This is a genomic window from Methanocorpusculum petauri (assembly GCF_026891975.1).
Lineage (GTDB): Archaea > Halobacteriota > Methanomicrobia > Methanomicrobiales > Methanocorpusculaceae > Methanocorpusculum > Methanocorpusculum petauri.
In genome coordinates this window covers 1-23,446 of sequence record NZ_JAPTGB010000006.1, presented here as the reverse complement: position 1 = coordinate 23,446, position 23,446 = coordinate 1, and the positions used below count along the sequence as shown (strand labels likewise).

The following is a 23,446-nucleotide window of genomic DNA, read 5'->3' as shown; positions in this document are numbered from 1 at the left end:
ATGTCCGCAAAAGAGCAGTCCGTAGTGCTGAAGGCTCTTCAGCAGGCGCACGGTCGTGTGATGAATATTCCCCGCTATCTCCTGCCCTCCGGCGGTGTGGCGCTTGCATACGCCATAAAAAATCCCCGCGATCTGAAGGATATTGCGGTGGTCAGATCGACCGGAATCGGATTTGGTACAGACGATACCCTCGTTCGTGTGCTGCTGACGGTAGTCAGGTTTGATGCCGACGTCCGCGCGGTGGGATGTATCCGGTATACCACAGAGATTGCCGAAATTGTCAGGGAAACCCTGCGTGACGTTGCCGAGTATGATCCCACAAAGTTTCCGCCGGGGATATCCAGTATGGACTGGGGTATTGCTTCCTGCTGCCGGGACGGGGTGCCGCTGGTGATTATCAACAGCGGTACAACGGGAACTGAGCCACTGATCCGTATTCTTGGTTCCACTCCTGAAGAAGTGGCAAACAGAATACTTATCATATCAGAACGACTTACATATACAGACATCTGAGGAATATCGCATGGGAATTAAGCCAAGCTATATCAAGAGTATGGGCGTCGCCCTTATGGAACAGCACGGAGCAAGCTTCAACAACAGCTTTGACGACAACAAGAGAGTTGTTTCCGAGATCACCACCATTGAGAGTAAGAGCATCCGCAACCGTGTTGCCGGATTCATTACCCGCAAGGTCAATACCCACAACCGCCGCCGGTAATTCTCAAAATCGCAAGGCAAAGCCTTGCTCACCGCTTTGCGGCCCTGCAATACATTTGTGCGGAAGAGTTTTTCCGTCCCTGCGGGGGATCGGCTTTCCCGGCAAAAAACATTTTTTTATTCTGTTTTGTGTTCCGCCGGATTTTTATCTGGAGAGCTGTCAGCGTTTTTTTCACGGAGAGATTTTCTGAAACTTCCCGGTAAATACTATCATGGCAACACCCGTATCAAGCGAAGGTACATGTAGCTTCCGCACCCAATTCATATATACTATGTTCGAAGGTGTGATTCCCGCACTCATCACTCCGTTCCGTGAGGATGCCTCACAGTCCCTTGATATTGAAGGACTTCGGAGCTGTATTGAGCATGTGATCTCCGGCGGTGTTCACGGTCTTCTGCCCTGCGGCTCGACCGGCGAATCTGCCACGATGACGCATGCTGAGCACATCCGTGTCATTGAAGAAGCCGTATCTGCCGCAAACAACCGCATACCCGTTATTGCCGGAACCGGATCCAACAACACCGAAGAAGCACTTCTCATGACCCGCGCCGCAAAAATTGCCGGAGCGGACGGTGCCCTCCTGATAAGTCCCTACTACAATAAACCAAACAGGAGCGGTCTTCTCAAACACTACAAAAAAGTCGCTGATGTCGGTCTTCCCGTCGTGGTGTACAACATTCCCGGCCGAACCGGCCAGAACCTGCCGCCTGACTTAATTATTGAGATGGCAAAAACAATCCCCAACATCGTTGCAGTCAAAGAAGCAAGCGGGAACATCGATCAGATGATGGCTATCATCCACGGCCTCGAAGGCATGGAACGCGAGTATCCGTTTGTCCTCACCTCGGGTGACGACTCGCTGACACTGCCTGTCCTTTCCATCGGTGGTCAGGGCTGCATCTCCGTTACCGCAAACATTGAACCAAAGCGTATGGTTACCATGTATAATTCTTTTGTAAAAGGCGACATGGACGGGGCACGCAAAATTCACTATGAACTGATGGAACTGTCCAAGGCCATGTTCATGGATGTAAACCCTGTTCCGGTCAAACGTGCCGCAGAGATTCGCGGACTCATTGCCTCCGGAAACGTCCGGCTGCCGCTGGACTCACTGACCCCGGAAATGACCGAAAAACTGCGGGAGGTGCTTTCCCACTATGACTAAAGTAATGATCTGCGGCGCAATGGGCCGCATGGGCACAACCATTGCAACAATGGTTGTGGAAAGTCCGGAACTCGAACTGGTTGGCGGTGTTGATATCCGTCCGGGACAGATTCTCGGAAAACCGGTGGTAGAATCGTCCGGTCTTGCAGCGTTTATCAAGGAGCACAAGCCGGATGTGATGATCGACTTCACAGTTGCCGCGGCCACAATGGTGAACGCAAAAATTGCTGCGGCACATGACGTAGCCCTCGTTATCGGCACAACCGGTTTCACCCCGGAACAGGATGCAGAACTGATTGACGCAATCAAAGGTGTGCCGGTCGTAAAAACAACGAACTTCAGCGTCGGTGTCAACATTTTCTGGGAACTGGTTCGTGAAGCCGCAAAGAAACTCGGCGACTACGATATTGAAGTGATCGAAGCCCACCACCGTCACAAAAAAGATGCTCCGAGCGGAACGGCCAAGACCATTCTGAAGGTTATTGAAGAAGAGGTCGGCAAGCGTGAGGAGATGTACGGCCGCTGCGGCATGACCGAACGCGGTAATGAGATTGGTGTTCACGTGATTCGCGGTGGTGACGTGGTCGGTGATCATACCGTGCAGTTCCATCAGAACTATGAAACGATCGAACTGACGCACCGGGCATATGATCGTGCAGTGTTTGCCCGTGGTGCAGTTCGTGCGGCTGCATGGGTCTCCGGCAAAGTTCCGGGCCTGTACACCATGAAAGAAGTTCTCGGGTTGTAAAATCCCTGAACGTTTTTCTCCGGGAAGGAACGTGTTCCAGTTCCCCGGTCGAAACCTATTTTTATTTCTGATTGAAATAAAGTAAGCACTATTTGAGGTATTTGAAATGGTAGCAGTAGTTAATAAAGACAAGTGTACCGGCTGTGGAACCTGTGTGGACATCTGTCCGGCAGCAGCAATTGAACTTGACAACGACAAGGCAGTTGTGGATGCATCCGCATGCGTTGACTGTGAGACCTGTGTGGATGAGTGCCCGGAAAGCTCCATCCACATGGAATAAACTTATTCACATCGTTTTTTTTCAGTACTTTCTTTTGAGAGTGTTTTTCGCCTGCATACCAACGCTTTTTGTCTATCCCGACAAACTACTACTATTATGTTACCGCAGAGAAACGAGTACTCAAATGAGGCCGAGTATCTCTATCACAAGTCACTGATTCTGGAAAATCCGTCTGAGATGGATCCAGTTCTCTATTTTTATCTCATTGATGCTGTCGCGCATCTCGACTATACGCTGAGTTCTCTTGCCTATAACCCTGATTCAATCCGCTGTGTGATGACGGGAGAGTATCTCCGCCGCCGGGTTGATCAGGCAAAAGAGGGGGACAATGCGCTGTTCCCCGGATTTATGGTCTGGCTTCGGGATACAAATCAGGAGATGTTTGAGAGTACGCCGATGCTCTGGCAGCTGGTGTATGATCCGGACGAGTGTACGCGGTATGTGGGATTCAGAATTGTTCTGGACCCTGCTTCCCGGACGCCGCTGCCGCCGCAGTTCTTCCATGACATGACCGACGATATTTTCTCCCAGCAGCTTCTCCGGAGCATTTATCCGACAGGGGCGCTCGGTAAGCTGTTCACAGAGTACAAGGCAAAGCACGCCGCGAGGTAAGTGATGGATGTTGTACGTATCTGTTCGGAACTGGTGAAGATCAAAAGTGAAAATCCGCCGGGCGACACGACGGAGGTTGCCCAGTATATTACATCGCTTCTTGAGGGACTTGGCATCCGTTCGGATATTACAGAAGGAGCACCCGGGCACTGTAATGTCATTTCCCGGGAACAGAACCGTGCACTGATGCTTTCCGGCCACATGGATGTGGTTCCTGCAATGGAGGAGGGATGGGATATTCCCCCGTATGCAGGGATTGTTGACGATACGTACGTGCACGGTCGCGGAAGTACGGATATGAAAGGCGGCTGTGCGGCGATTCTTACCGCAGTGGAGCGGGCGATGAACGACTGTGGTGAAGTTCCGGTGGCCCTTGCATTTGTCTGCGATGAAGAGGGCGGCGGACGCTACGGAACGCGGTATCTGATTGAAAAACAGCTAATTCACCCGTGCGATGCGCTGATTGCAGAACCGACTCCCGCGTTTGCGCCGTCGGTCGGTCAGAAAGGAATCTGCCGGTTTGAGGTGGAGTTTACCGGAACGCCGGGACACTCGTCACTGTTTCCGGTGGTGGGAGACAGTGCGATTATGCAGGCGTTTTCATTTCTTGCATGGATGGACACACTGCACAACCGTGTGTATCCGCAGTCCCCGGTATTGGAAGAAATTATTGAGCATTCAATTGCGATCAGTGATATGCAGGAGGGGCAGAAAGGTCATGAGCTTTCGCCGATTTTCCGGCAGATCATGTACAACCCCGGTCTTATTTCCGGCGGCGAGCGCGTGAATATTGTTGCGCAGAAATGCCGCCTGATGATGGATCTCCGGCTGCCGTGGGGCTGCGACTGTGATGACATTCTCGGTGAAATTTACGGACATATGCCGTCTTCGGCAAAGGTTACGCCGATCACAAAGGCGAATGCTTCTCTTACGGATCCGGGGTCGTTTCTGGTGCAGAGCACTGCAAACGCGATAAGCAGTGTGTACAATGTTGCTTCAAAGCCGATGGTTCAGTGGGCAGCGTCGGATGCACGGGCACTGCGTAAGGCGGGGTTCCGGGCGATTGAGTACGGGCCGGGAGAGTTGTGTGGTCTGCACGGGTTAAATGAGCGGGTAAGAATTGATCAGTTGCGGTCGGTTGAAGAAATTTACTACCGGCTGATCAATACGTATCGGGAAAAATACGGGTTCTGATTCCGGAAAAATCTTTTTATTTTTATTTTTCTCTGCCATGCAAATGAGATCGCGGATGAGGTGTTCTCCAAAAAATTGTAACCATCTCGACGCTTATAACCACCGCCCGCAAATTATACAGGTATGAAACGCACAGGCATACTCATTCTTGCGCTCTTTTGCATTGGAGCAATAGTTCTCACGGCCGGATGCATCAACACGGCCAGCCAGCCGAACCCTGCAGGAACAACATGGGTTCTTGCCGGATTCGGTCCCGACAATGGTGCCCCGGCAACGACCATCTCGCTTACCTTCGGAGACAACGGCAGTGCATCCGGAAACGGCGGTGTCAACGGTTATTCCGTATCCTACACCGCAGATCCCGGGGCAGGGAAACTCACCTTCGGGCACATCGCTGCAACCCTTATGGCAGGGCCTGCACAGTTCATGGCCGATGAGGAAAAATACTTCTCCTCTCTTGTCAACAGCACCAGCTACAAACTGACTGACAGTTCGCTTGTCCTGCTGGATAAAGACGGAGCGGTATTGCTTACCTTCACCTCTCCGCTCAAAAATACGGCATGGAAACTTGTCTCCTACACAACCCCGGCCGCATCGGTTGTAGCCCAGCCGCTTACTCTCATCACACTCAGTTTTGGTGACAACGGCACAATTTTTGGAACCGGCGGCATCAATCAGTTTACCGGAACCTGGAAACTTGACGGTACTAAACTTACCATTGCTGATATTGCCATTACCAAAGCCGCAGGTGCACCAGCACTTATGGCACAGGAAGACGACTACTTTGCCCTTCTTCCGACTGTAAGCGGATTCGGATTTTCCATGGGGACACTCAGTCTTACCGACAGCAGCGGCAAACCCATTCTTATCTTCACAAACATGCTTGCAGACACCACCTGGGAACTGACCTCCGTCAACGGTATTGCCCCGCCCCAGGCATCAAAGACCGTTACCCTGCGGTTTGACGCCACCGGAACTCTTACTGGTCAGGCGCCTGTCAACACCTATGGCGGGACCTGGAGAACGACGGGCATTGATACTCTTACTGTCAGCAATGTCATCAGTACCCTAATAGCATCCACCGATGACAGCGTCAACGCCTACGAAACCCAGTACTACCGTATCCTCAACAACGCAAGCGACTATCATATCGCAGACGGTACCCTTACTCTTACGGATCACAACAGCAACACCATGCTCTTTGCGGTAAACGTAGCCGACCAGCTCAAAGGGACTTCATGGACACTCGCCGGAGACAGCAGTATCACGCTTGTCATCGGTGACGACGGTACCTTCAGTGGTCAGGGCCCCGTAAATGTCTATATCGCAAATGCCGTTTTTTCCAAAGATCAGTCTCTCTCCATAACGGGTATCTCCACCACCAAAATGACCGGACCTGCGGATATGGTCAAAAAAGAAACCTCCTACCTTACCAGCCTCGGTGATGTTACCGGATATAACCTTGTTGACGGCCAGCTTGTACTCACCGGACCGGGAGGTACGGCACTCCTGACCTACAATCAGGCATAACCATTCCACTTTTTTTCGCGCGAAAATATTTCTGCATGCCGCAGATACTTTCCACAGCTGACGAAAAAGATCTCTTTTCCGCGACGATGAACCCTATGCAGATTCTTTCTTTTACGCAATCAGGCCTCCTTCTCAAAAATCTCTTATGTGTGCTCTATTTTGAAAACAAAGCCAGTTTGACTGAGAATAAATTCGTAGTTTAAGCCAACCTTATATCCTGTTATGATCAAGTATGTAGTATGAAACGCACAGGACTTGTGTTAATCGCCCTCATCTTTGTAGGCGGACTTGTCTTTGCGGCAGGCTGTATTGCAGCACCGCAGACCCAGTCCCTTGAGGGCAACTGGATCCTTACTGGTATGGGATCCGGATCGAATGCAGAACACCCAACCGGCATCATCAGTATGGAGATCGCCGGGACCAATGTCAGCGGCAATGCCGGTGTCAACCTCTATCATGGTACCATCACCATTGAGAATGGAAAAGTAACGTTCAGCCCGATGGCAACCACCAGAATGGCAGGACCGGAAAACATGATGACGCAGGAACAGAACTTCCTCGCAGCACTCCAGAATGTTACCGGCTACACTGTTGCAAATGGTGTGGTAACCTTCACCGACGCCTCCGGCAGTGTCCTCCTGACGTTTGCAGCAATGCCCGCAGAGACCCTTGACGGAACCTCCTGGACCCTTGCTGACAACAGCAAAGTTACCCTTGAGTTCACCAATGGTGCATTCAACGGCAAAGCACCGATCAATACCTACTTCGGCAGCTGGTTTGTCACCGGAACCAACGGCATCACCTTTGGAAACGCAGCCACCACCCTCATGGCAGGACCTGAGGATCAGATGAAGGCAGAGACTGAGTTCTTCGCAGCTCTCAACAACGTCACCGGCTACAAGATTACTGACGGCAAACTTCTCCTGACCGACAAGAACGGCAAGACCCTCCTGACCTTTACGGAGAGTGTTGCAGAGATCGGCGTCACTATCACCGGCAACTGGACTCTCTCCACCGACAAGAATGTAACGATTAACTTCGATTCCTTCGGCAAATTCAACGGTCAGGCTCCGGTTAACCTTTACTTTGGAAACGTGACCATCACTGGAACGACCATCAGCTTTGGTCCGGTCGGTGCAACCGAGATGGCAGGACCGGAAGATGCAATGAAAGCAGAGACCGAGTACTTTACTGCTCTTGGAAACGCAACCGGCTACAAGTTTGGCGAAGGCGGCCTTGAACTCCTCGACAAAGACGGAAACACTCTCCTGACTTTTGTCCGGGCGGTCGAGACCCAGACTGCTGCTGCAAAATCCCTTCCGGGTGTTGAGAAGACCGGTCTTGTCAACGAGTGGGTCCTTGACGGCAACAGCGATGTTACCCTTAACCTCACCGCAGACGGTTCATTCAATGGTCAGGCTCCGGTCAACCGCTACTTCGGCAGCTACACTGAAACCGCAGACGGCCTCACCTTCAGTGCAGTCGGTTCCACCATGATGGCAGGACCTGAAGACGCAATGAACGCGGAGTCTGAGTTCTACGCAGCACTCGGAAACGTAGCCGGCTACAAAGTAGTCGATGGCAGACTCTTCCTCACCGATGCAGCCGGAAACACCGTGCTGACGTTTGCGTGAATATAATATCCACACACACTATACACCACCCCAAACACGCACACCAATTTTTTCTTTTTTGGAAATCTTCGCGAAAAAAAGTGTCGGATGTCAGTTCTGCCGTCTCCGGATCAGAACTACAATGATGAGAGCGGCAATTCCGAACACCAGAACAACATAGGGGTCGATGGTAAACAGTTCCGTTGCCGGTAAAAATCTGTTCAGCAGAATAAATCCTGCAAGAGCCGCAAACAGTCCTCCATATCTGAGAATCTGATTTCTCCTGAGATTTTTCTCCGGCAGTCCCCAGACGGCCCGGGAAAGGAACCACAGAACGGTAGTTCCGCAGACCACACCAAACAGGATGGACGTAATAAATGCCGGAGTTATTGCAAGTCCTGCTCCGGGCATGGTGCCGTCGAGCAGTATTGTTCCTATCAGCAGCACATTTCCGGCATAGAGCAGGAGTTCAAGAATCTCAAGAAGTTTTCCGCCCGGTGTTTTTCTCCTACCGTTTGCGATCAGCTCGTCACAGAACCGCTTATAGTCTTCCCCGATCACATCCGCAAACGACTCTTCCCGTTTTTGTGCCTCGAGCGCCATGCCGGTCAAATCCTTTCGGATGATCTCAACTTCCCTCTCTTTCAGGCTGGAGGATAGCAGATAGAAGTACATCCGTGTGATCAGATCACTGTTCTCTTTCGTCAGTTCCCTTTCCAGTTCATTGTTTTCTCTTCTGAGTTGTGATAATTCAGGCATTTCTTCCTCCTCTGCCAAGTATGCATTCAACTGCGTGCGAAATATCCTTCCATGCCGCTGAAAATTCCTCTGCAGTTTCGCGGCCGCTGTCGGTAAGATGATAGTATTTCCTGCTCGGTCCAAGCGGTGAGATACGGTATTCGGATCTGATGAGGTTCTTCTTTTCCAGTCTCACGAGGAGGGGATAAATTGTTCCTTCCCGAATACCGGTAAACCCGTACTGAACCAGTTTCTCCATAATCTCATATCCGTAGGTGGTTTCCTGGCCGATGATCAGAAGGATGCATCCTTCCAGTGTTCCTTTCATCAACTGTGATCGGTCAAACATTTCTGCTCTGGCTACCTTGTATTACAGTCTACATTGTAATGCAATGTAGTGGTTAGAAATATAGTTCGTTTTTTATAAATAATTTTCTGCTACAAAAAGAGAGGGATTTTGCTCTATTCGTGATGGGCAGTGTAATGCCCTGCGATGAACTCACGGATCAGATGTGCTGCAACAACTGCCGTCTGGCCTGAATCGTTTGGCAGCACCTCGACATAATCAAACCCGACCACGTTTTTCTGTGTGACCTTGCGGATCACCGTTCGGATATCCGCCGGCGTTAGTCCGAACGGTTCCGGTGTTCCAAGGCCGGGTGTCATGCAGCAGTCAACGGCATCCGCATCGATGGACAGATATATCGTCTCATCGCCGATTAGATCTCCTATCTCCTCAAGAATGGATGAAATACCGCGTTCAAGAACAGTGTCCGCCGTATAGAGGTGATACTTTTCCCGCGCCGCCGCAAACTCTTCGCGGGTACCGCTGCGCGGTCCGATCAGAATAATATTTTTTACCGTTTCTGAAACTCGCGCCGTTACACAGTCATGATTATAGGGCGATCCCCGGAACTCTTCCTGCATGTCCAGATGTGCATCGCAGACGACATACCATACGGGCGCAAGCGTACGCACCGCACCAATCGTCACCGAGTGTTCGCCGCCGATCATCACCGGAATTTTACCATCCTTCACGAGATCCTCAACCGCATCCGCAACCTGATCCGTTACCAGATCCGGCAGACAGTCGCAGTAGAGATCGCCTGCATCATGGAACAAAATCTCCGGCATCTCCAGATCATAATACGGCAGATATGTCTCAAGATTGTAGGATGCTGCACGGATTGCCTGCGGAGCATCACGCGCACCTGCCTTAAACGATGTTGTCCCGTCAAACGGAACACCAAAAATTACGTAACGGGAATCTTTGTATGCTGTCTCTGCATCTGCGAAAAGAGTGTTTGAAAAAGACTGCATGGATGTATTGTACAGTCTCAGAGGTCAAGCTTGCGCTTACCGAGGGATTCGATGTAGGGAACTTCCTGAGCCGGCTGGAAGGTTGCAACGATATCGTCGTCAACAACAAGTTCGAAGTTATTGAAGTCCTTCATATCCATAAAAGTCACAACGTTTCCTGCAATGGTCAGGATCTGTCCGGTTTTGCGCTCAACGATCGGTGCATAGACGGTTGCGGATGTCGGGGAAACGACGGAACGCTTCTGACCGTCAAAGAGACCGACAACATCGAGTCTTGCTTTTGCTGCTCCGTGCTTTCCCGGCTTGGAGATTGCGATGCTCTGGATCTTGCACGGCTCGTCGTCGACAACAACGTAGCGGCCTTCCTTGAGCTTACCAACTTCTGTCTGTTCCTTCATGATAATTAACTCTGACTAATTATGTGAGGTAATTGCTTATGAGTGTTGCGACAGAAGCGCGGAGCTGTGACGGTTTTTGTAGCACCCGCTGATTTCATGAGGCTGCCGCACTAATACAGATGTATCTTATGGCGACGCCGTTTCAGTTTCTTTCCGTATGTGACGAGGTCGGAAAAATCATGGTACAGGAACTTTCTCCGCTGATCGGTTCTGCCTACGGCGGCGAGGAGCTGTGCATCGGTGCAGACAATACGCCGACGGAACGCATCGATCGGGTGGCAGAGGATCTGGTGCTGTCGGTGTTTCGCGAGAAAAAGATATGTCGTTCGCTTCTCTCTGAAGAAGCAGGAATGGTTGATATCGGCGGGGATGCCGGAATCGCCTACCTTGATCCGGTGGACGGAACGTTCAATGCTGTCTCGGGTATTCCCTTTTATGCCCTTTCCATCGCTTTCTCTGACGGCGAGCAGGTGATTGCGGGATATGTAAAAAATCTTGCAAATGGTGAGACGTTTACGGCTATTCGCGGTGAAGGCGCATATCTGAACGGCAATCCGATTCAGGTGTCAACCGAGACGATGCTGGATCACTCGGCAATGAGTGTGTATGCGAAGAAGTTTGATATGACGCGAATGATGCAGCTCGGCCATAAAATCCGGCGCTGGCGTCTTTTGGGGGCATCGGCGCTTGAACTCTGTTATGTCGCCTGCGGACGGCTTGACGGGTTTGTGGACATGCGGAATACTCTGCGGGTTACGGATGCTGCGGCAGGCATTCTGATATGCCGGGAGGCAGGAGGCCGTGTGACGCTTCCAGACGGCAGTCCGGTTGAGTTTGCGGATAATGTGGTGTCCGGTCGGTGTCTTGTTGCAACAAACCGTGTTATTCACCGCAAAGTGATTGAGTATCTGAGGTCATGATGAAGATCTGTATTGTGTCAAGAGTGGATTTCCGGGAACCGATTGAGACGGCGCAGTCGCTTGGCTGGATGCTGGTGGATGCGGGACATGAGGTGGTCTATGAGGATTCGATCGCATCCGAACTCGGATATACCGGAGTGTCGCTGTCAAACGTATCGTTTTCTGCGGATCTGATAGTGGTGCTTGGCGGTGACGGGAGCGTGCTTCGCGCAGTACGCATGCTTACCCGCCAGATTCCGATAGTCGGGGTAAATCAGGGTCGCGTCGGATTCCTGACGGATCTGGAGCGGGAACATGCGGGGGAGATTCTTGCAGGTCTTTCCCTGCCGCTTTCGGTTGAGCCGCGTATGCGCATTACGATTGAGTACGATGGCGAGCCGATCGGTTCCGCACTCAACGAGGCGGTGATTGTTACGTCGCGTCCGGCGAAGATGCTGCAGTTTGAGACGTTCATCAACGGCAGAAAATCTGCTGAGTTCCGTGCGGACGGTCTTATTGTGGGGACGCCTACCGGGTCAACGGCATATGCGATGAGTGCCGGAGGGCCGATTGTGGATCCGCTGATCGAGGCGTTTGTGCTGGTGCCGCTCGCACCATTTATGTTGTCGTCGCGTCCGCATCTGATCAGTTCCTCGAGCGAGATTGAGGTGCGGCTTGTCAGCAGCAAACCGGCACAACTGGTGCTTGACGGTCAGATGCAGTATGATCTCGGCGAGGAGGCATCGCTGGTTGTGCGGAAATCTCCCGAACCTGCACTCTTCCTTGATGTGGGGAGAAGTTTTTTTGAGAAGGTTGAGCAGAAGCTCCGGCTTCTGTGATCTTTTTTGTCCATCTCTTCCAGAAAAATATGTTGTGAAATATTTCCGTGTCATCATTCCCGCAGGCTGAGTATATTTGTATATGGTTTATCTGGTGTTTGTTTCCCGCATTCCGGTCGTGGACTTTTGTCGTGTTTCCGGGTTCGGGAAAGGAATGATTATATAACTGTGTCTCCTATGTTCCATCATGGATGGTATGAAATCAAATCCGGATTTCGCAGCAATTTCCGCTGTGCTCAAGGAAAACCTGGAGCTTTCCGGTTCTCCGGTTGCGGTGAAGATCGTAACCGCACCGGAACAGATTCCGACGGGCGTTCCTGAGATTGAAGAGACAATCCGCCATTGCCGAATGATCTCACTTGCCCGCGAGGGAAAGGTCTTCTATGCAACCGATGCAAAACACCAGTGTAATGGTGGGGCATGGGCGCTTGGTCTTCGTGCAAAAGGGGAGACCCTGCGATCCGGGGAGTTTTACTACAAACTTGGGAAATATGAATCCCTTTCATCCAGCAGGAGGACCATGGACAGTGTGCCGAGCCTCCCGCAGGAGACGTATGCAACGCTGTATGCGCCGCTGGAGAAAGCTGAGTTTGCACCAAGTGTCGTACTGATATTTGCAAAACCAAAGGCAATGCTCAAACTTGCCCAGACGGTGCTTTATCAACTCGGCGGCAGAATCTATCCGCAGTTTTCCGGTATTCAGTCTGTCTGTTCCGATGCGACCGCCCATGTTCTTCTGAGCGGCAAACCGAACTTCTCTCTCGGCTGTGATGGTTCCCGCAGGTTCTCCGGTATTGCTGATGAAGAGATGGTTGTCGGATTCCCGGTTGAGATGATCGAGGAGATTGCTAAGCATCTTTCGACAGTGGTCAATGCTGCAGGTTCCAAAAAATAATTCTTTTTTTGATTCATGGCAGAGAGAGGTATCAGTTATCGCGGCGAATGAGAGAAGCGTATTTTCCTCTTCTGCTGCTTGTTGCTCCGTCCGAAGTGATGACTTCCCGGTATCTTGAAGGTGTGATGTTCGTTTTTTTCTGATGGGGTGCCTGTTTCTGAGGTACTGCTCCGTTTTTTTTACTGACAACAACTCCGAGTTTGTCTGTGAGCGGTGTGCTTTGCATGATGTGTTCCTCTTCCAAAAACACTTTGATGGTGACATTATTCGATGATCGGGTCGATATTTGGTACTATCTGAACTGCTATTAGGTCTTGAAACAATATACTTATTGTAGCACATGCGGGTGTTCTGCCTGACAGTTGCTGCAAACAACGATTATCTACTCTAAGGACTCTCCCAATGTCATCCAATACCTCCTCTCACAAAGAAAAAGAAATTGCCCATAAAGTTGAAGACACTCTCACGAATGCCGCAGATACTCTTTCCACGACCGTTAAAGGCGTGACAAATGGTGTGAAACAGGCTGCAAACGATATGAAACAGGATGCAAAGAAGAAAGAATAACCCCTTCTCATTGCCAAATATCTCCTCTTTTTTTATTCCTGTCTGTATGATATTGTCATTTATCGGATATCCGGTCTCGGGAGGCACAATATGCCTATTGATTCAGAAAATCCGTCATATCTATTTCATTTCTGAGACGGATTGAGTGATACAAATATTGCGTGTGTAGGAACGGTTGTATATGTTGACAGTTTGTGCCCTTTCCCGCCGGATATCACCGGAGTTTGCAGGGGAAATTCGTCTGCATGAATCTTCTGCTGCATATTGGTGACATCCGGTTACGGGAGCGGCTTTCCGGTTTTGGTTGTGGTCAACAGGGTCTGTTCAATGCTGGTTCCTGTGTTGAACAGCAGAAGGGCCTGCAGTTTGTCCTGGCAGCCCTGCTCAACAACGGTGATCTTTGTCTCGCTTATGCCGGAGTAGGGGGCTTCGCGTACTCCGTCAATGCAAAAATCATCTGTTCCATCCTGAGGCGGTATCCCGACAAGATGGAGGCCGATGATGAGGGCATAGACTACCAAGACTATTGTGATGACTGAAATACATTGGATTGCGTGATGTTTTGTCACTGTTCTTTCCTTTTATTCCGGCAAAATCTGAGACTGTCTGCTGCCCTGCTATGTTTCAGCTGTTTGTATTCCTATTTGTATGGTCAATATTATTTATAATGTCGTGTGAAGATTGTGCTATTGCCTGAAAAATTCTTTTTTCCGGGTCTATCCGGATTTTTGGGACAAATCCCCGGGATTCAAATCATTTCTTTGATCCTATGCATATACCTCCGGTGATTTTATCGGGATATGTTCTGGTACATCAGCCGGTTTTGAACGTTTTATGCATGAGGGATGTTAAAAAAGAAAAATCAGGTATCGCGCCGGATGGAGTACACTTCGTAGGCCATCATCAGTGCGAGAATCACGATACCTGCAATGAAGAATACCATGACTGCTTCGTGAATCCATAGCGGCATGCCGGATACGGTTGCTGCTGTATCTGTTGGGGTTGCCAGTGCGAATGCCTGGGGTTCGCCCAGATTGACGCTGACAAGTCCGTTCTTTGCCCCTGTCGGTGTTGCCTCCGGTCCGAGCGGGGTTCCCTGAATGAATCCGAGCAGTGTTGACGGGATTGCAAGGCCCAGGGCGCATACTACTGCGAGGGCACCTGCGGCAACACCGTAGCGTTCCACGATGCCGCGGATATCCACTTTCTTTTTGGGTGCAATTACTACAACCTGATCCTTGACCGCATAAATTTTCATCTCACGGCCTTTTGCGCTCCAGCGCGTGTCCGTAACCTCGATGAGTCCCGCTGAGAGCATATTTTCCAGATGGTATTTTACGGTCGTCAGGGGAAGTTCGCTCCGCTCGGCTAATGCGGTTGCACTCATCGGGCAGTCAGAAAGGGCGTTAAACAGGTCTGCCGAGGTCGGGGAAGACATTGCTTTTGCAATCTTCTGTGCTTCGAAGGATCCCTGTTCAACAACCACGATGGTTTCGTCTGTCACCATTATCACGACCTGTAGAGAGCGGCCCCCTTTCGGGGGAGCTGAGCAACGCCTTTGGCGTGCGCGTCTTACCAGAACATTGGACGTGGAATTATATAACCTTCTGGTAAACTTCGAAGATAGTTGCAGTTATCCGAATCTGAAAAAAGAAAATGTTACCGGGTGGTAACGAGGGGCCCGTCTTCGGTCACAATCATGGTGTGTTCAAACTGTGCGACGAAACTTTCCGGCACATCCGCAAGACAGTGGTACACATACAGATTTCCCTGGCGGAGCAGTGTTGGCAGTGCAAGGTCGGCTTTTGGGATGTTCAGCCATCGGCGGGAAAACGGCAGGCCGTTCATCTCTTCTGCTTTTTTCATAATTTTGCGGGCGGTCGGGGAGCGAACTGGGGAGTTGCCCACTACCTGGTAGATCTCCGCACGTGGTGTGTCATGCACTATCCCTGAACCGGTGGTTGCGAACGGTTCGATTGCGATTACGTCATCTTTTCGGAGAACAGCGGATCCGAACAGTCCGGTGTTGGGGATGGAGAGGCCGTGATGCAGATCGTAGCGCGCAACTGCGTGACCGGTGAGGTTTACGATTGGTTTAAACCCGTATGAGGTGATCGCTTCCTCAACCGCTGCGCCGATCTCGCTTACCACAAGTTCGGGCTTTACGACTTTAATCGCGGCTTCGAGTGCCGCCTTTGAAGCTTCACAGAGTTTTTCGTGGTTCCCGAGGTTTACGGTAACCGCGGTGTCGGCAATGTATCCGTCAATGTGTGTTCCGATATCCAGCTTGATCAGATCACCTTCCGAGAAGGTGCGCTCGTCTCCGGGTGATGGTGAGTCATGCGCTGCCACGTTATTGAAGGAAATATTGGGGGGGAATGACAGCATTGCGCCTTTTGCTTCTGTTTGGTCAACCACCATGTCAAATATATCACCCATCAGAACCCCAGGCTTAATTTCTGCTGCGCAGCTGTGCAGCACCTCCTTTGCAATTCTGCCTGCCTCCAGATAGCTGTCAAGCTCGGTCTCGTTCATATTATACTATTAATTGCTCCTCAAAGTTAGTAAACCTGTCAAATCCGTTCTCAGTGATGACACCCATGTCTTCCAGACGTACGCCGCCGATTCCCGGATAGTAGAGGCCCGGTTCAATGGTTACGACGTTGCCCGGTTCGAGAATGCCGCCGGAGGGGGAGAGTGCGGGTCCTTCGTGGATCTCAAGACCGACGCCGTGTCCGAGACTGTGTATGAATCCTGAGGCCCCTGCGGTTTCGTATCCTTTTTCGGTGAAGAATGCGGCGACTGCATTGTGTACTTCGGCACCGGAAACTCCGGGGCCGAGCATGTTTGCGGCAAGTTCTTTTGCGGCATGTACGGTTTCGTACATTTGTATGATTTCTCCGGAGGGGGCGCCTTTTGAGATGGTCCGTGTCATGTCGGCGAAGTAGCCGTTTTTCAGGTTCCGGGGGAAGACGTCCATTACAATGGGCTGGTTTGCGCGGAGCTGTCCGGTGCCGAGGCAGTGCGGCAGTGCAGTGTCAGGTCCGCAGGAGATGATGGTGTCACGTTCTTCACAGTGGCAGGGGCGCAATGCGGCTGCAATGACATCACGTACGCGTTCGGAGGTTACAGGTTCGTTTTCGTAGACCAGGCCGCCGTGTTCGTCGATCCCGGATTTCCGGATCAGGTTCACTGCTGCGCGGGTTGCTTCTTCGTTCTGTTGCTGAATCTCGCGCATGAGTGTGATCTCTTCGGGAGTTTTCACGCACCGCATGGATGCAACTGTTCCGCGGTCAACGGCAATGTCTGCGACCTGCATGAGTGTCTGCGCGAATCCGATGGGCATCGACGCCGGTACCAGGAGTTTTGGTCCGGTGAGGTTTCGGATCATCTGTGCTGTTGCACGCTCGGGGTCTTTGAGTTCCCGCAGGAGATCCGGCAGTCCTGCTGCGCTCCTTGTTATCACGTCGCATGATGTCTCTTTTCGCGCACGCAGTTCTTCCATGGAAGAAACTACAAGTGTTCCTCTCCCACGTTTCGAATATATGTAAATATATGGGTCGGATGCGAGAAATCCTGCTAAATATCGCATATCTGCGTTTTCCGATGAGTCGTAGGCAACGTATGCATCAGAGTTTTTTTCTGTCAGGACATCCGCGAGGGTTTTCATAGTGATCAAGACATGTGTGTTTCGGAGAGATGTAGTTTTTATTGCTGTGACACAGATGTACATACTAATGGATGAAAAAGAGCAGATGATATTCAAGGGCAAATTTACCCTCTGTGTTGTCCTCCTGAATGTCATCATCTTCTCCGCCGCTGTTGCTGTCTGCGTGTGGGCGATCGTTGACGATAGTTACTGGTTTAAGCTGCCTGTGGTTGTCGCGGCTGTCATTGTCTGTGCGGTGGCAGTTCTGCTCTTTGTTCCCCGGTATAAGGCAACGAAAGCGTGGCTGAATGTTCACGGAACTACCAAGGAAGAACGTATTGCACAGGCGAAGAAGGAAGAGGAGGAATATCGCGCCAGAATTCGTGCAGAGCTTGAGGAAGAGCTGCGCGATGAACAGGAACAGAAGGGGGGGATATAACTATGCTGAGCAAAATCAAAGGAGAAGTGGAGCTGCTTGAACGCCATCTGTCGGTTATGCGTGTTGTTGCGCGGAACGGTCCCATCGGGATTATGAAACTCACGGAAGAACTTGGTCAGCCGCAGCACCGCATCCGTTACTCTCTCCGGGTTCTGGAGCAGATGCAGTACATTAAGGCGACTCCCGCCGGTGCGGTTGCGACACCGAAAGCCTATAATATGTTGGAACATTTTGATGAGGATTTGGAGGATCTGATTCTGCAGCTGGCTGTCCTGCATCAGGACAAAACCATTTCCAAATCATAATCTTTAATACGGTTTGTAGCACATCTATTTAGGCAAGACACGTGCAAATTTTCTTTGTCACGGGTTTGATTGCCGCCATAACTCAGTTGGTAGAGTGGCTGGCTGTTAACCAGCATGTCACAGGTTCGAGTCCTGTTGGCGGCGTTTTTCTTGTTTTTTGTTTCTGATTCCTGTAGCCGGGGTTGTTCTGTTCCGATTTGTCAGCAGACGAACACCTTTAAGTAGATGTATGCCAAATATGATATGTTCTTCTGCAAGGGAACAAATTTCTCTCGGGATGCAGATTTTTCTGCAATCCCATTTTCCGTAACTATTCTCGTAGCATTGGGCCTGTAGCTTAGTGGTGGAGCGCCCGGCTCATAACCGGGTGGTCGTGGGTTCGAACCCCTCCGGGCCCATTTTTCGTTGGGATATGTGGTGTTGCGGCTGTTCCGCATCCTACATCATTTTAACCAGTGAGGGACTCATTATATATGGGACTAGTCCGGGTGGTTTGGCGTCACCTGTAACCTGAAACTGTCAATACGCAGGGGACGAAGTTTGAGGACGGCTGTGGCAGTCCGACTGACGCGGCATATTCTGACGTTGATACCTCGTCCTGTGAGGTCAGCGGCGGGGGCGGACATATCCGGAGGGATGTGTTTCCCTCTTGTCGTGGGCACCGGTTCAGGCCCGGAAGGGAGCAGACCTACTGTGAACGCATGGCGCCCACAGGGTTGCGGGGCGGAGAAGGGGTGTGTCAGAGAGGCCGGATGTGCGCTTTCAACCGAAAACGTGTCCCATCTTGATTTTAGGAGGTTTTTCTCATGGCAAAAGTGACGATCATCGGTGCGACCGGCCAGGTTGGTTCGTATGCAGCGCATGCTGTTTCGCAGTTCCCCCACGTTCAGGAGATGTGTCTGTACGGGCGGCCGGGCAATGAGCAGTTTCTTGACGGTCTTGCACATGATATGATGGACTCGTTTGCCGCACGGGGAACAAATACGCGGGTTACGTTCGGAACGCATCCGAAAGAGCTGCGCGGTTCGGATATTATTGTTCTGACGTCAGGGGTTCCGCGACATCCTGATCAGACGAGACTGGATCTTGCTCTGGAGAATGCGAAGATTGTCCGGCATTATGCAGAGCAGGTGGGCCGGATGGCGCCTGATTCAATTCTTCTGGTAGTGACGAATCCTGTTGATATTATGACAACGGTTGCCCTGAAGTACTCAGGGATGATGCCTCACCGGGTGTTTGGTCTTGGTACGCATCTGGATTCGATGCGTCTGAAGGCGTGCCTTGCAGAGTTTTTTAATGTGCATGTGAGTGAGGTGCACACGCGTATTATCGGTGAACACGGGGATACGATGGTTCCGATGTGGTCGGCAACGACGATCGGCGGTATTCAGATCGATAATATGATTGGTAATGATAAACTTCCGCGCGAGGAGATGATCGAGCGGGTGAAAAACAGCGGTTCGTATATCATTAAGGCGAAGGGTGCGACGGTGTTTGGTCCGGGCGATGCGATTGCGACACTTATCCGGACGATTGTTGAGGATGAGAATCGGATGCTGACGGTTTCGACGCAGATTCGCCGTGAGATTTTTGGTCACGAGGGTGTCTGTATCAGTGTTCCGGCACGGATTACGCGTGGCGGGGTGTTTCCGATCGGGGTTCGTCTGTCGATTGCGGAGACGGCGATGTTCGGGGAGTCGGTGAAAGTCATTAAGGATATGACGGAAAAGGTCTGTGCTGCGCTGGATGCGGAGTTACAGCAGACTGAGTAATTTTCTCTTTTCTTTGGCATATGCTGTGCTGTTAAGGCTGCCGGCTGTATCATTTTCTGTCAATTGTACTCTGGTGCTCTCGGATGCCGGGTATTACCGATATTTTCACATCTCTGAAAAAGGAGTTTGTCCCAATCTGTTTCATCTTCCATCCATTTTGTAAACTTAGTTAAGTTAACCTGTAAATCATAATCCACTTACTCTTAAATATGATTCAGTCAAATATGATCTGGATTAGTATGAAGCTGACTAAAACCTGGATTTTTGCAGCACTGCTTGTGTGTGTAGTGCTTACTGTGGGTATGGCAGGCTGTATCGGAACCGATACGCCGGCAACGCCGACTCCGACCTCAACGCCGACTGCTGTTGTAACCCCGAGCCCGACTGCGTCTGAGGTCTCTGGTGATATTAATGTCTTTGCTGCTGCCTCTCTTACCGGCGTTCTGAGCGAGATGGGCAAGCAGTTTGAAGCAGAGAATAAAAACATTAAGGTCCACTTCAATTTCGCCGGAAGTCAGACGTTAAAGACCCAGATTCTTGAGGGTGCTGATGTTGATATGTACATCTCTGCAAACACCAACCAAGCAGTTTACGCCGGTTGTTGATGCAGGCATGATCTCTGATCAGAAGATTCTTTTGAAGAACAAGCTCGCAATTGCAGTGCCCAAGGCAAACACGAAACAGATTACGGATCTTGCCGGTATGGCAGAGAAGGGTGTTGTTCTTGTTATCGGAAATAAGGATGTTCCGTTTGGCCAGTACACCCGTGATATTATTAACAAGTACCAGAATGATAGTCACGCGGGCTATGTTGATGCCTTTATGGCAAATGTGAAGTCCGAGGTTGATGCAGTTGATAAGATTAAGCCTCTTCTCGTTCTTGACGAGGCAGATGCGTCTCTTGTGTACAAGTCTGATATCTCCAAGTCCGATAAGGATGATATTACTTTAATCGAGATTCCGGATCAGTACAATGTTATTGCGGATTACCCGTACGGTATTATCGATGCAACCAAGAATAAGGCGGCTGTTGAGGCATGGGAAGCATACATGACCGGACCGGCCGGTACCGCACTTCTGACCGACTACGGATTTGACCCCGTAGCAGCAACAGCATAACGTTCTGTTGCCAGAAAACAACAGGCAACTATGAGTTCAACCGACACACAAAAACATTCTGTTACCCGCATTGGTACGATGGTGATGACGGGGGGACTCATCCTCCTGTTTCTTATTTTCATCACTATTCCGCTTGTTTCACTTTTTACCCGGGTGAGTCCTGAGGATTTCATTACTGCACTTACGAGTCCGCTTGCAATGGATGCTCTCTGGCTCAGTGCGGTTACTGCGACGTTTAGTACGGTTGTTGTGGTGATTCTCGGGACACCGCTTGCGTATGTGAATGCGCGGTTTTCTTACCGGGGGCGGAACATTGTTGATACGCTGACGGATCTGCCGATTGTGCTGCCGCCGACGGTGGCCGGTCTTGCGCTTTTGATGGCGTTTGGAAGGAATGGTCTTTTAGGTCAGTATCTTAATATTTTTGATATCCAGATTGCGTTTACGACGATTGCGGTTGTTATTGCCCAGATTTTTGTTGCGTCTCCGTTTTATATCCGTCAGGCGCGTTCCAGTTTTGAGGCGGTTGATCTGAATTTTGAGGCGGCGTCGCGGACGCTTGGTGCAACTCCGCTGCAGACGTTTTTTAAGGTGACTCTGCCGCTTGCTGCAGGTTCTCTGCTTTCGGGTATTATTATGACGTTTGCCCGTGCACTCGGGGAGTTCGGTGCAACACTGATGTTTGCCGGAAATTTCCAGGGAAAGACCCAGACAATGCCGCTTGCTATTTACGGGGAGTTGCAGAGTGATATGGCTGTGTCGATTGCGCTTGCGATTCTTTTGGTGATCTTTTCGTTTGGTATTATTCTGGTTGTGAAATATATCGGGAAGAGGGAGAGTGTGTATGCTTAACGGGACGTTTGCGATGCCGCTGCGGGATTTCGATCTTGATGTTTCGGATTTTGTGGTGAATGACGGGGAGACGCTTGCGCTTATCGGTGAGAATGGTGCGGGTAAGTCTACGGTGCTCCGGATTCTTTCGGGTCTGCTGAAGCCTGTGTCGGGCAGAGTTGTTTTGAATGATCGTGTTCTGTTTGATTCGGGGCAGAGGGTTTCTCTTGCGCCCGAGGATCGGCAGATTGGGTATATGTTCCAGAATTATGCACTTTTTCCACATATGACGGTACGTGAGAATATTGCGTATGGTCTGAAGGTTCGCCGTGTGCTGGGGACTGATGTTGATGCCCGGGTGGGTGAGTTGTGCGAGCGGATGGGTGTTGCGGAGATTGCGGATCAGCTGGTGACGCGGTTGTCGGGCGGACAGCGGCAGAGGACGGCGCTTGCGCGTGCGCTTGCGCCGTCGCCGGAGCTTCTGCTGCTGGATGAGCCGCTTTCTGCGCTTGATGTGCGGACACAGGAGCAGATGCGCCGTGAGCTTGCGTCGGTGATCCGGTCGGAGAGGATTCCCTGTATTATTGTGACGCATTCTATTGTGGATGCGCTTGCGGTGGCTGATCGGATTGCGGTGATCGAGCGGGGGGTGATTGTTGCGTGCGGTGCTCCGGAGGAGATTATTCATAATCCGGCGAACGGGTTTGTTTCGTCGTTTTCGGAGAATCTGAATCTTTTCCGGGGGAAGGTGGTGGTCAGCCGCAGTGGTGTGGTCTGTGTGGATGTTGCGGGTATTAAAATCCGGGCGACGACGACGTTGTCGGGGACGGTGAGTGTGGGTATCCGGCCTGAGGAGCTGATTTTGTCCCGTGAGCGGTTTGAGTCGAGTGCTATCAATTCGTTCCGGGGTATTATTGCGCGGGTGGAGGATACGGGTCTGTATCAGTATGTGTATGTGGATATTGGTATTACGCTTGCGGCGGCAGTAACGCGGCAGAGTATGGAACGTCTGCACTTTGCGGTCGGTGATGAGGTGACGGTGACGTTTAAGGCGACTGCGGTTCAGGTGTTTGTGTAATTTTTATGTCTCGTCATCTTTTTTTGACCGGGGATGTTCAGGTTGGGAAGAGTACTATTATTTCCCGTGTGGTTGCTGAGCTTGGGGTTCCGGTGTCGGGGTTCCGGACGGTTGCTGTTGCGGGGGAGGACGGGGAGTCGGATATTTTTCTGATTCCTGCTGCGGGTACGCGGGATGATTGTACGCCTGCGTCGCTTCTTGCCCGTCGTACGCCGGGGAAGCTGCCTGAGGTGCATGCCGGGGTGTTTGTTTCCCGGGGGGTGCCGTTGCTTACGGAGTGTCCGGGTCCGCTGATTGTTATGGATGAGCTTGGGTGGATGGAGGGGTCGTCGTTTTTGTTTCAGGAGGCGGTGTTTTCTGTTCTTGACGGGACGGTTCCGGTTCTTGGTGTTGTCCGGGACCGGCGGCTGCCGTTTCTGGATGCGGTGCGGGGACATCCGGAGGTGGAGGTGCTGGTGGTGACGCGGGAGAGTCGTGAGGAGATGCAGGGATTTGTGCTTCGCGTGATGCGGGAGCGGCTTGGGGCGTGAGCTGGGGAAAAAAGTGTTCGGGAGGATTAGTCCCGGTCTTCGTTTGCGGTTGTTTTGTGCGTTCTGTCAAGCCACCGGTCCGTCCATGCGTAGAGGGGAGGGGCGAGGATGAGTGCGGCAAACGCGAGGCCGTTTGCGGCGATGCCGATGATAAGGATGGTGGTGATAGTGTCCATAGTGCTGTTTCTCTTTTTTTGGTGATTTTTT

30 protein-coding genes, 2 tRNA genes and 1 other RNA gene are annotated in these 23,446 nt (G+C 51.2%); 25 read left to right on the top strand and 8 right to left on the bottom strand.

Annotated elements, in window-relative coordinates:
- The 9 genes from O0S10_RS03650 to O0S10_RS03610 all read left to right on the top strand — a co-directional run bounded on the left by O0S10_RS03650 (position 1) and on the right by O0S10_RS03610 (position 7,881).
- Entirely contained in the window at positions 1 to 513 is a 513-nt protein-coding gene (locus O0S10_RS03650) for a thiamine-phosphate synthase family protein (RefSeq protein ID WP_268924543.1), read from the top strand.
- Positions 514 to 523: 10 nt separating this feature from the next.
- Complete coding sequence (locus O0S10_RS03645) at positions 524 to 718, top strand: 30S ribosomal protein S17e (protein ID WP_268923080.1); 195 nt, start codon at positions 524 to 526, stop codon at positions 716 to 718.
- 271 nt (positions 719 to 989) lie between these two features.
- Positions 990 to 1,883, top strand: coding sequence for a 4-hydroxy-tetrahydrodipicolinate synthase (dapA, locus tag O0S10_RS03640; RefSeq protein WP_268924542.1), 894 nt, complete (start codon positions 990 to 992; stop codon positions 1,881 to 1,883).
- Positions 1,876 to 2,631 carry a 4-hydroxy-tetrahydrodipicolinate reductase gene (gene dapB, locus O0S10_RS03635; RefSeq protein ID WP_268924541.1) on the top strand — a complete coding sequence of 252 codons (756 nt, stop codon included), beginning with the start codon at positions 1,876 to 1,878 and terminating at the stop codon, positions 2,629 to 2,631. Before dapA ends, dapB begins: the two co-directional genes overlap by 8 nt.
- A 106-nt stretch (positions 2,632 to 2,737) precedes the next feature.
- A complete protein-coding gene (locus O0S10_RS03630; protein WP_268924540.1) occupies positions 2,738 to 2,911 on the top strand; it encodes a 4Fe-4S binding protein in 174 nt (57 codons plus the stop codon).
- Between the two features lie 96 nt (positions 2,912 to 3,007).
- Entirely contained in the window at positions 3,008 to 3,523 is a 516-nt protein-coding gene (locus O0S10_RS03625) for a hypothetical protein (protein WP_268924539.1), read from the top strand.
- A gap of 3 nt (positions 3,524 to 3,526) precedes the next feature.
- Positions 3,527 to 4,717: a M20/M25/M40 family metallo-hydrolase gene (locus O0S10_RS03620; RefSeq protein WP_268924538.1), complete on the top strand. Its 1,191-nt coding sequence runs from the start codon at positions 3,527 to 3,529 to the stop codon at positions 4,715 to 4,717.
- A 123-nt stretch (positions 4,718 to 4,840) separates the two neighbouring features.
- Complete coding sequence (locus O0S10_RS03615) at positions 4,841 to 6,247, top strand: META domain-containing protein (RefSeq protein WP_268924537.1); 1,407 nt, start codon at positions 4,841 to 4,843, stop codon at positions 6,245 to 6,247.
- Positions 6,248 to 6,486: 239 nt separating this feature from the next.
- Complete coding sequence (locus tag O0S10_RS03610) at positions 6,487 to 7,881, top strand: META domain-containing protein (protein WP_268924536.1); 1,395 nt, start codon at positions 6,487 to 6,489, stop codon at positions 7,879 to 7,881.
- A gap of 90 nt (positions 7,882 to 7,971) precedes the next feature.
- Here O0S10_RS03610 and O0S10_RS03605 read toward each other — a convergent pair whose 3' ends face one another.
- From O0S10_RS03605 to O0S10_RS03590, 4 genes are all read right to left on the bottom strand, one after another.
- On the bottom strand, positions 7,972 to 8,619 hold the full coding sequence (locus O0S10_RS03605; protein ID WP_268924535.1) for a DUF1129 domain-containing protein: 648 nt from the start codon (positions 8,617 to 8,619) through the stop codon (positions 7,972 to 7,974).
- Positions 8,612 to 8,947, bottom strand: coding sequence for a PadR family transcriptional regulator (locus O0S10_RS03600; RefSeq protein WP_268924534.1), 336 nt, complete (start codon positions 8,945 to 8,947; stop codon positions 8,612 to 8,614). The genes O0S10_RS03605 and O0S10_RS03600 overlap by 8 nt, the downstream gene beginning before the upstream one ends.
- 113 nt (positions 8,948 to 9,060) lie before the next feature.
- On the bottom strand, positions 9,061 to 9,918 hold the full coding sequence (gene speB / locus O0S10_RS03595; protein WP_268924533.1) for an agmatinase: 858 nt from the start codon (positions 9,916 to 9,918) through the stop codon (positions 9,061 to 9,063).
- A 17-nt stretch (positions 9,919 to 9,935) separates the two neighbouring features.
- Complete coding sequence (locus O0S10_RS03590; protein WP_268923092.1) at positions 9,936 to 10,316, bottom strand: translation initiation factor IF-5A; 381 nt, start codon at positions 10,314 to 10,316, stop codon at positions 9,936 to 9,938.
- Between the two features lie 128 nt (positions 10,317 to 10,444).
- Here O0S10_RS03590 and O0S10_RS03585 point away from each other — a divergent pair, with 128 nt between their 5' ends.
- The 5 genes from O0S10_RS03585 to O0S10_RS03565 all read left to right on the top strand — a co-directional run bounded on the left by O0S10_RS03585 (position 10,445) and on the right by O0S10_RS03565 (position 14,055).
- On the top strand, positions 10,445 to 11,236 hold the full coding sequence (locus O0S10_RS03585; RefSeq protein ID WP_268924532.1) for a bifunctional fructose-bisphosphatase/inositol-phosphate phosphatase: 792 nt from the start codon (positions 10,445 to 10,447) through the stop codon (positions 11,234 to 11,236).
- Positions 11,236 to 12,054 carry an NAD(+)/NADH kinase gene (locus tag O0S10_RS03580; RefSeq protein WP_268924617.1) on the top strand — a complete coding sequence of 273 codons (819 nt, stop codon included), beginning with the start codon at positions 11,236 to 11,238 and terminating at the stop codon, positions 12,052 to 12,054. Before O0S10_RS03585 ends, O0S10_RS03580 begins: the two co-directional genes overlap by 1 nt.
- Positions 12,055 to 12,250: 196 nt before the next feature.
- Positions 12,251 to 12,949, top strand: a complete 699-nt coding sequence (locus tag O0S10_RS03575; RefSeq protein ID WP_338148553.1) for a DUF169 domain-containing protein — start codon at positions 12,251 to 12,253, stop codon at positions 12,947 to 12,949.
- 402 nt (positions 12,950 to 13,351) lie between these two features.
- Complete coding sequence (locus O0S10_RS03570) at positions 13,352 to 13,516, top strand: hypothetical protein (protein ID WP_268924530.1); 165 nt, start codon at positions 13,352 to 13,354, stop codon at positions 13,514 to 13,516.
- Positions 13,517 to 13,761: 245 nt separating this feature from the next.
- Positions 13,762 to 14,055, top strand: coding sequence for a hypothetical protein (locus O0S10_RS03565; RefSeq protein ID WP_268924529.1), 294 nt, complete (start codon positions 13,762 to 13,764; stop codon positions 14,053 to 14,055).
- A gap of 323 nt (positions 14,056 to 14,378) precedes the next feature.
- Here O0S10_RS03565 and O0S10_RS03560 read toward each other — a convergent pair whose 3' ends face one another.
- The 3 genes from O0S10_RS03560 to O0S10_RS03550 all read right to left on the bottom strand — a co-directional run bounded on the left by O0S10_RS03560 (position 14,379) and on the right by O0S10_RS03550 (position 17,186).
- Complete coding sequence (locus O0S10_RS03560; RefSeq protein WP_268924528.1) at positions 14,379 to 15,023, bottom strand: ArsR/SmtB family transcription factor; 645 nt, start codon at positions 15,021 to 15,023, stop codon at positions 14,379 to 14,381.
- 152 nt (positions 15,024 to 15,175) lie between these two features.
- Positions 15,176 to 16,051 carry a type II methionyl aminopeptidase gene (gene map, locus O0S10_RS03555; protein WP_268924527.1) on the bottom strand — a complete coding sequence of 292 codons (876 nt, stop codon included), beginning with the start codon at positions 16,049 to 16,051 and terminating at the stop codon, positions 15,176 to 15,178.
- 1 nt (position 16,052) lies between these two features.
- The gene (locus O0S10_RS03550; RefSeq protein WP_338148552.1) at positions 16,053 to 17,186 is read right to left on the bottom strand and encodes a M24 family metallopeptidase; all 1,134 of its coding nucleotides are present in this window, start codon (positions 17,184 to 17,186) and stop codon (positions 16,053 to 16,055) included.
- A 67-nt stretch (positions 17,187 to 17,253) separates the two neighbouring features.
- Here O0S10_RS03550 and O0S10_RS03545 point away from each other — a divergent pair, with 67 nt between their 5' ends.
- From O0S10_RS03545 to O0S10_RS03495, 11 genes are all read left to right on the top strand, one after another.
- On the top strand, positions 17,254 to 17,604 hold the full coding sequence (locus O0S10_RS03545) for a hypothetical protein (RefSeq protein WP_268924525.1): 351 nt from the start codon (positions 17,254 to 17,256) through the stop codon (positions 17,602 to 17,604).
- 2 nt (positions 17,605 to 17,606) lie between these two features.
- Entirely contained in the window at positions 17,607 to 17,909 is a 303-nt protein-coding gene (locus tag O0S10_RS03540) for a hypothetical protein (protein WP_268924524.1), read from the top strand.
- 71 nt (positions 17,910 to 17,980) lie between these two features.
- A tRNA-Asn gene (locus O0S10_RS03535) sits at positions 17,981 to 18,053 on the top strand.
- Between the two features lie 182 nt (positions 18,054 to 18,235).
- Positions 18,236 to 18,307: transfer RNA gene (locus O0S10_RS03530), tRNA-Ile, on the top strand.
- 74 nt (positions 18,308 to 18,381) lie between these two features.
- An RNA gene (gene ffs, locus O0S10_RS03525) (signal recognition particle sRNA) lies at positions 18,382 to 18,693 on the top strand.
- A gap of 22 nt (positions 18,694 to 18,715) precedes the next feature.
- Entirely contained in the window at positions 18,716 to 19,681 is a 966-nt protein-coding gene (locus O0S10_RS03520; protein ID WP_268924523.1) for a malate dehydrogenase, read from the top strand.
- Between the two features lie 239 nt (positions 19,682 to 19,920).
- Positions 19,921 to 20,286: a substrate-binding domain-containing protein gene (locus O0S10_RS03515; RefSeq protein ID WP_268924522.1), complete on the top strand. Its 366-nt coding sequence runs from the start codon at positions 19,921 to 19,923 to the stop codon at positions 20,284 to 20,286.
- Positions 20,231 to 20,800: a molybdate ABC transporter substrate-binding protein gene (gene modA / locus O0S10_RS03510; protein ID WP_268924521.1), complete on the top strand. Its 570-nt coding sequence runs from the start codon at positions 20,231 to 20,233 to the stop codon at positions 20,798 to 20,800. Before O0S10_RS03515 ends, modA begins: the two co-directional genes overlap by 56 nt.
- 30 nt (positions 20,801 to 20,830) lie before the next feature.
- Positions 20,831 to 21,652 (top strand): ABC transporter permease, encoded by an 822-nt coding sequence (locus O0S10_RS03505; RefSeq protein ID WP_268924520.1) that lies wholly within the window; start codon positions 20,831 to 20,833, stop codon positions 21,650 to 21,652.
- Positions 21,645 to 22,709: an ABC transporter ATP-binding protein gene (locus O0S10_RS03500; protein WP_268924519.1), complete on the top strand. Its 1,065-nt coding sequence runs from the start codon at positions 21,645 to 21,647 to the stop codon at positions 22,707 to 22,709. Before O0S10_RS03505 ends, O0S10_RS03500 begins: the two co-directional genes overlap by 8 nt.
- Before the next feature lie 23 nt (positions 22,710 to 22,732).
- Positions 22,733 to 23,239 (top strand): nucleoside-triphosphatase, encoded by a 507-nt coding sequence (locus O0S10_RS03495; RefSeq protein WP_268924518.1) that lies wholly within the window; start codon positions 22,733 to 22,735, stop codon positions 23,237 to 23,239.
- A 26-nt stretch (positions 23,240 to 23,265) separates the two neighbouring features.
- On the opposite strand, the gene O0S10_RS03490 is transcribed toward O0S10_RS03495, so the two are convergent.
- Positions 23,266 to 23,446: hypothetical protein (locus O0S10_RS03490; protein ID WP_268924517.1), on the bottom strand; the 181-nt coding region annotated here is incomplete at its 5' end.

Excerpts from the sequence above, each read along its gene's own strand:
- O0S10_RS03630 (WP_268924540.1), top strand. The coding sequence starts at position 2,738 with ATGGTAGCAGTAGTTAATAAAGACAAGTGTACCGGCTGTGGAACCTGT.
- O0S10_RS03575 (WP_338148553.1), top strand. The coding sequence starts at position 12,251 with ATGAAATCAAATCCGGATTTCGCAGCAATTTCCGCTGTGCTCAAGGAA.
- O0S10_RS03570 (WP_268924530.1), top strand. The coding sequence starts at position 13,352 with ATGTCATCCAATACCTCCTCTCACAAAGAAAAAGAAATTGCCCATAAA.
- O0S10_RS03590 (WP_268923092.1), bottom strand. The coding sequence starts at position 10,316 with ATGAAGGAACAGACAGAAGTTGGTAAGCTCAAGGAAGGCCGCTACGTT.
- modA (WP_268924521.1), top strand. The coding sequence starts at position 20,231 with ATGTTGATATGTACATCTCTGCAAACACCAACCAAGCAGTTTACGCCG.
- O0S10_RS03615 (WP_268924537.1), top strand. The coding sequence starts at position 4,841 with ATGAAACGCACAGGCATACTCATTCTTGCGCTCTTTTGCATTGGAGCA.
- O0S10_RS03540 (WP_268924524.1), top strand. The coding sequence starts at position 17,607 with ATGCTGAGCAAAATCAAAGGAGAAGTGGAGCTGCTTGAACGCCATCTG.
- O0S10_RS03560 (WP_268924528.1), bottom strand. The coding sequence starts at position 15,023 with ATGGTGACAGACGAAACCATCGTGGTTGTTGAACAGGGATCCTTCGAA.
- O0S10_RS03625 (WP_268924539.1), top strand. The coding sequence starts at position 3,008 with ATGTTACCGCAGAGAAACGAGTACTCAAATGAGGCCGAGTATCTCTAT.
- dapA (WP_268924542.1), top strand. The coding sequence starts at position 990 with ATGTTCGAAGGTGTGATTCCCGCACTCATCACTCCGTTCCGTGAGGAT.
- dapB (WP_268924541.1), top strand. The coding sequence starts at position 1,876 with ATGACTAAAGTAATGATCTGCGGCGCAATGGGCCGCATGGGCACAACC.
- O0S10_RS03505 (WP_268924520.1), top strand. The coding sequence starts at position 20,831 with ATGAGTTCAACCGACACACAAAAACATTCTGTTACCCGCATTGGTACG.
- O0S10_RS03580 (WP_268924617.1), top strand. The coding sequence starts at position 11,236 with ATGAAGATCTGTATTGTGTCAAGAGTGGATTTCCGGGAACCGATTGAG.
- map (WP_268924527.1), bottom strand. The coding sequence starts at position 16,051 with ATGAACGAGACCGAGCTTGACAGCTATCTGGAGGCAGGCAGAATTGCA.
- O0S10_RS03645 (WP_268923080.1), top strand. The coding sequence starts at position 524 with ATGGGAATTAAGCCAAGCTATATCAAGAGTATGGGCGTCGCCCTTATG.
- O0S10_RS03500 (WP_268924519.1), top strand. The coding sequence starts at position 21,645 with ATGCTTAACGGGACGTTTGCGATGCCGCTGCGGGATTTCGATCTTGAT.
- O0S10_RS03600 (WP_268924534.1), bottom strand. The coding sequence starts at position 8,947 with ATGTTTGACCGATCACAGTTGATGAAAGGAACACTGGAAGGATGCATC.
- O0S10_RS03520 (WP_268924523.1), top strand. The coding sequence starts at position 18,716 with ATGGCAAAAGTGACGATCATCGGTGCGACCGGCCAGGTTGGTTCGTAT.
- O0S10_RS03550 (WP_338148552.1), bottom strand. The coding sequence starts at position 17,186 with ATGAAAACCCTCGCGGATGTCCTGACAGAAAAAAACTCTGATGCATAC.
- O0S10_RS03545 (WP_268924525.1), top strand. The coding sequence starts at position 17,254 with ATGGATGAAAAAGAGCAGATGATATTCAAGGGCAAATTTACCCTCTGT.
- O0S10_RS03650 (WP_268924543.1), top strand. The coding sequence starts at position 1 with ATGTCCGCAAAAGAGCAGTCCGTAGTGCTGAAGGCTCTTCAGCAGGCG.
- O0S10_RS03610 (WP_268924536.1), top strand. The coding sequence starts at position 6,487 with ATGAAACGCACAGGACTTGTGTTAATCGCCCTCATCTTTGTAGGCGGA.
- O0S10_RS03605 (WP_268924535.1), bottom strand. The coding sequence starts at position 8,619 with ATGCCTGAATTATCACAACTCAGAAGAGAAAACAATGAACTGGAAAGG.
- O0S10_RS03620 (WP_268924538.1), top strand. The coding sequence starts at position 3,527 with ATGGATGTTGTACGTATCTGTTCGGAACTGGTGAAGATCAAAAGTGAA.
- O0S10_RS03565 (WP_268924529.1), top strand. The coding sequence starts at position 13,762 with ATGAATCTTCTGCTGCATATTGGTGACATCCGGTTACGGGAGCGGCTT.
- O0S10_RS03515 (WP_268924522.1), top strand. The coding sequence starts at position 19,921 with ATGAAGCTGACTAAAACCTGGATTTTTGCAGCACTGCTTGTGTGTGTA.
- speB (WP_268924533.1), bottom strand. The coding sequence starts at position 9,918 with ATGCAGTCTTTTTCAAACACTCTTTTCGCAGATGCAGAGACAGCATAC.
- O0S10_RS03585 (WP_268924532.1), top strand. The coding sequence starts at position 10,445 with ATGGCGACGCCGTTTCAGTTTCTTTCCGTATGTGACGAGGTCGGAAAA.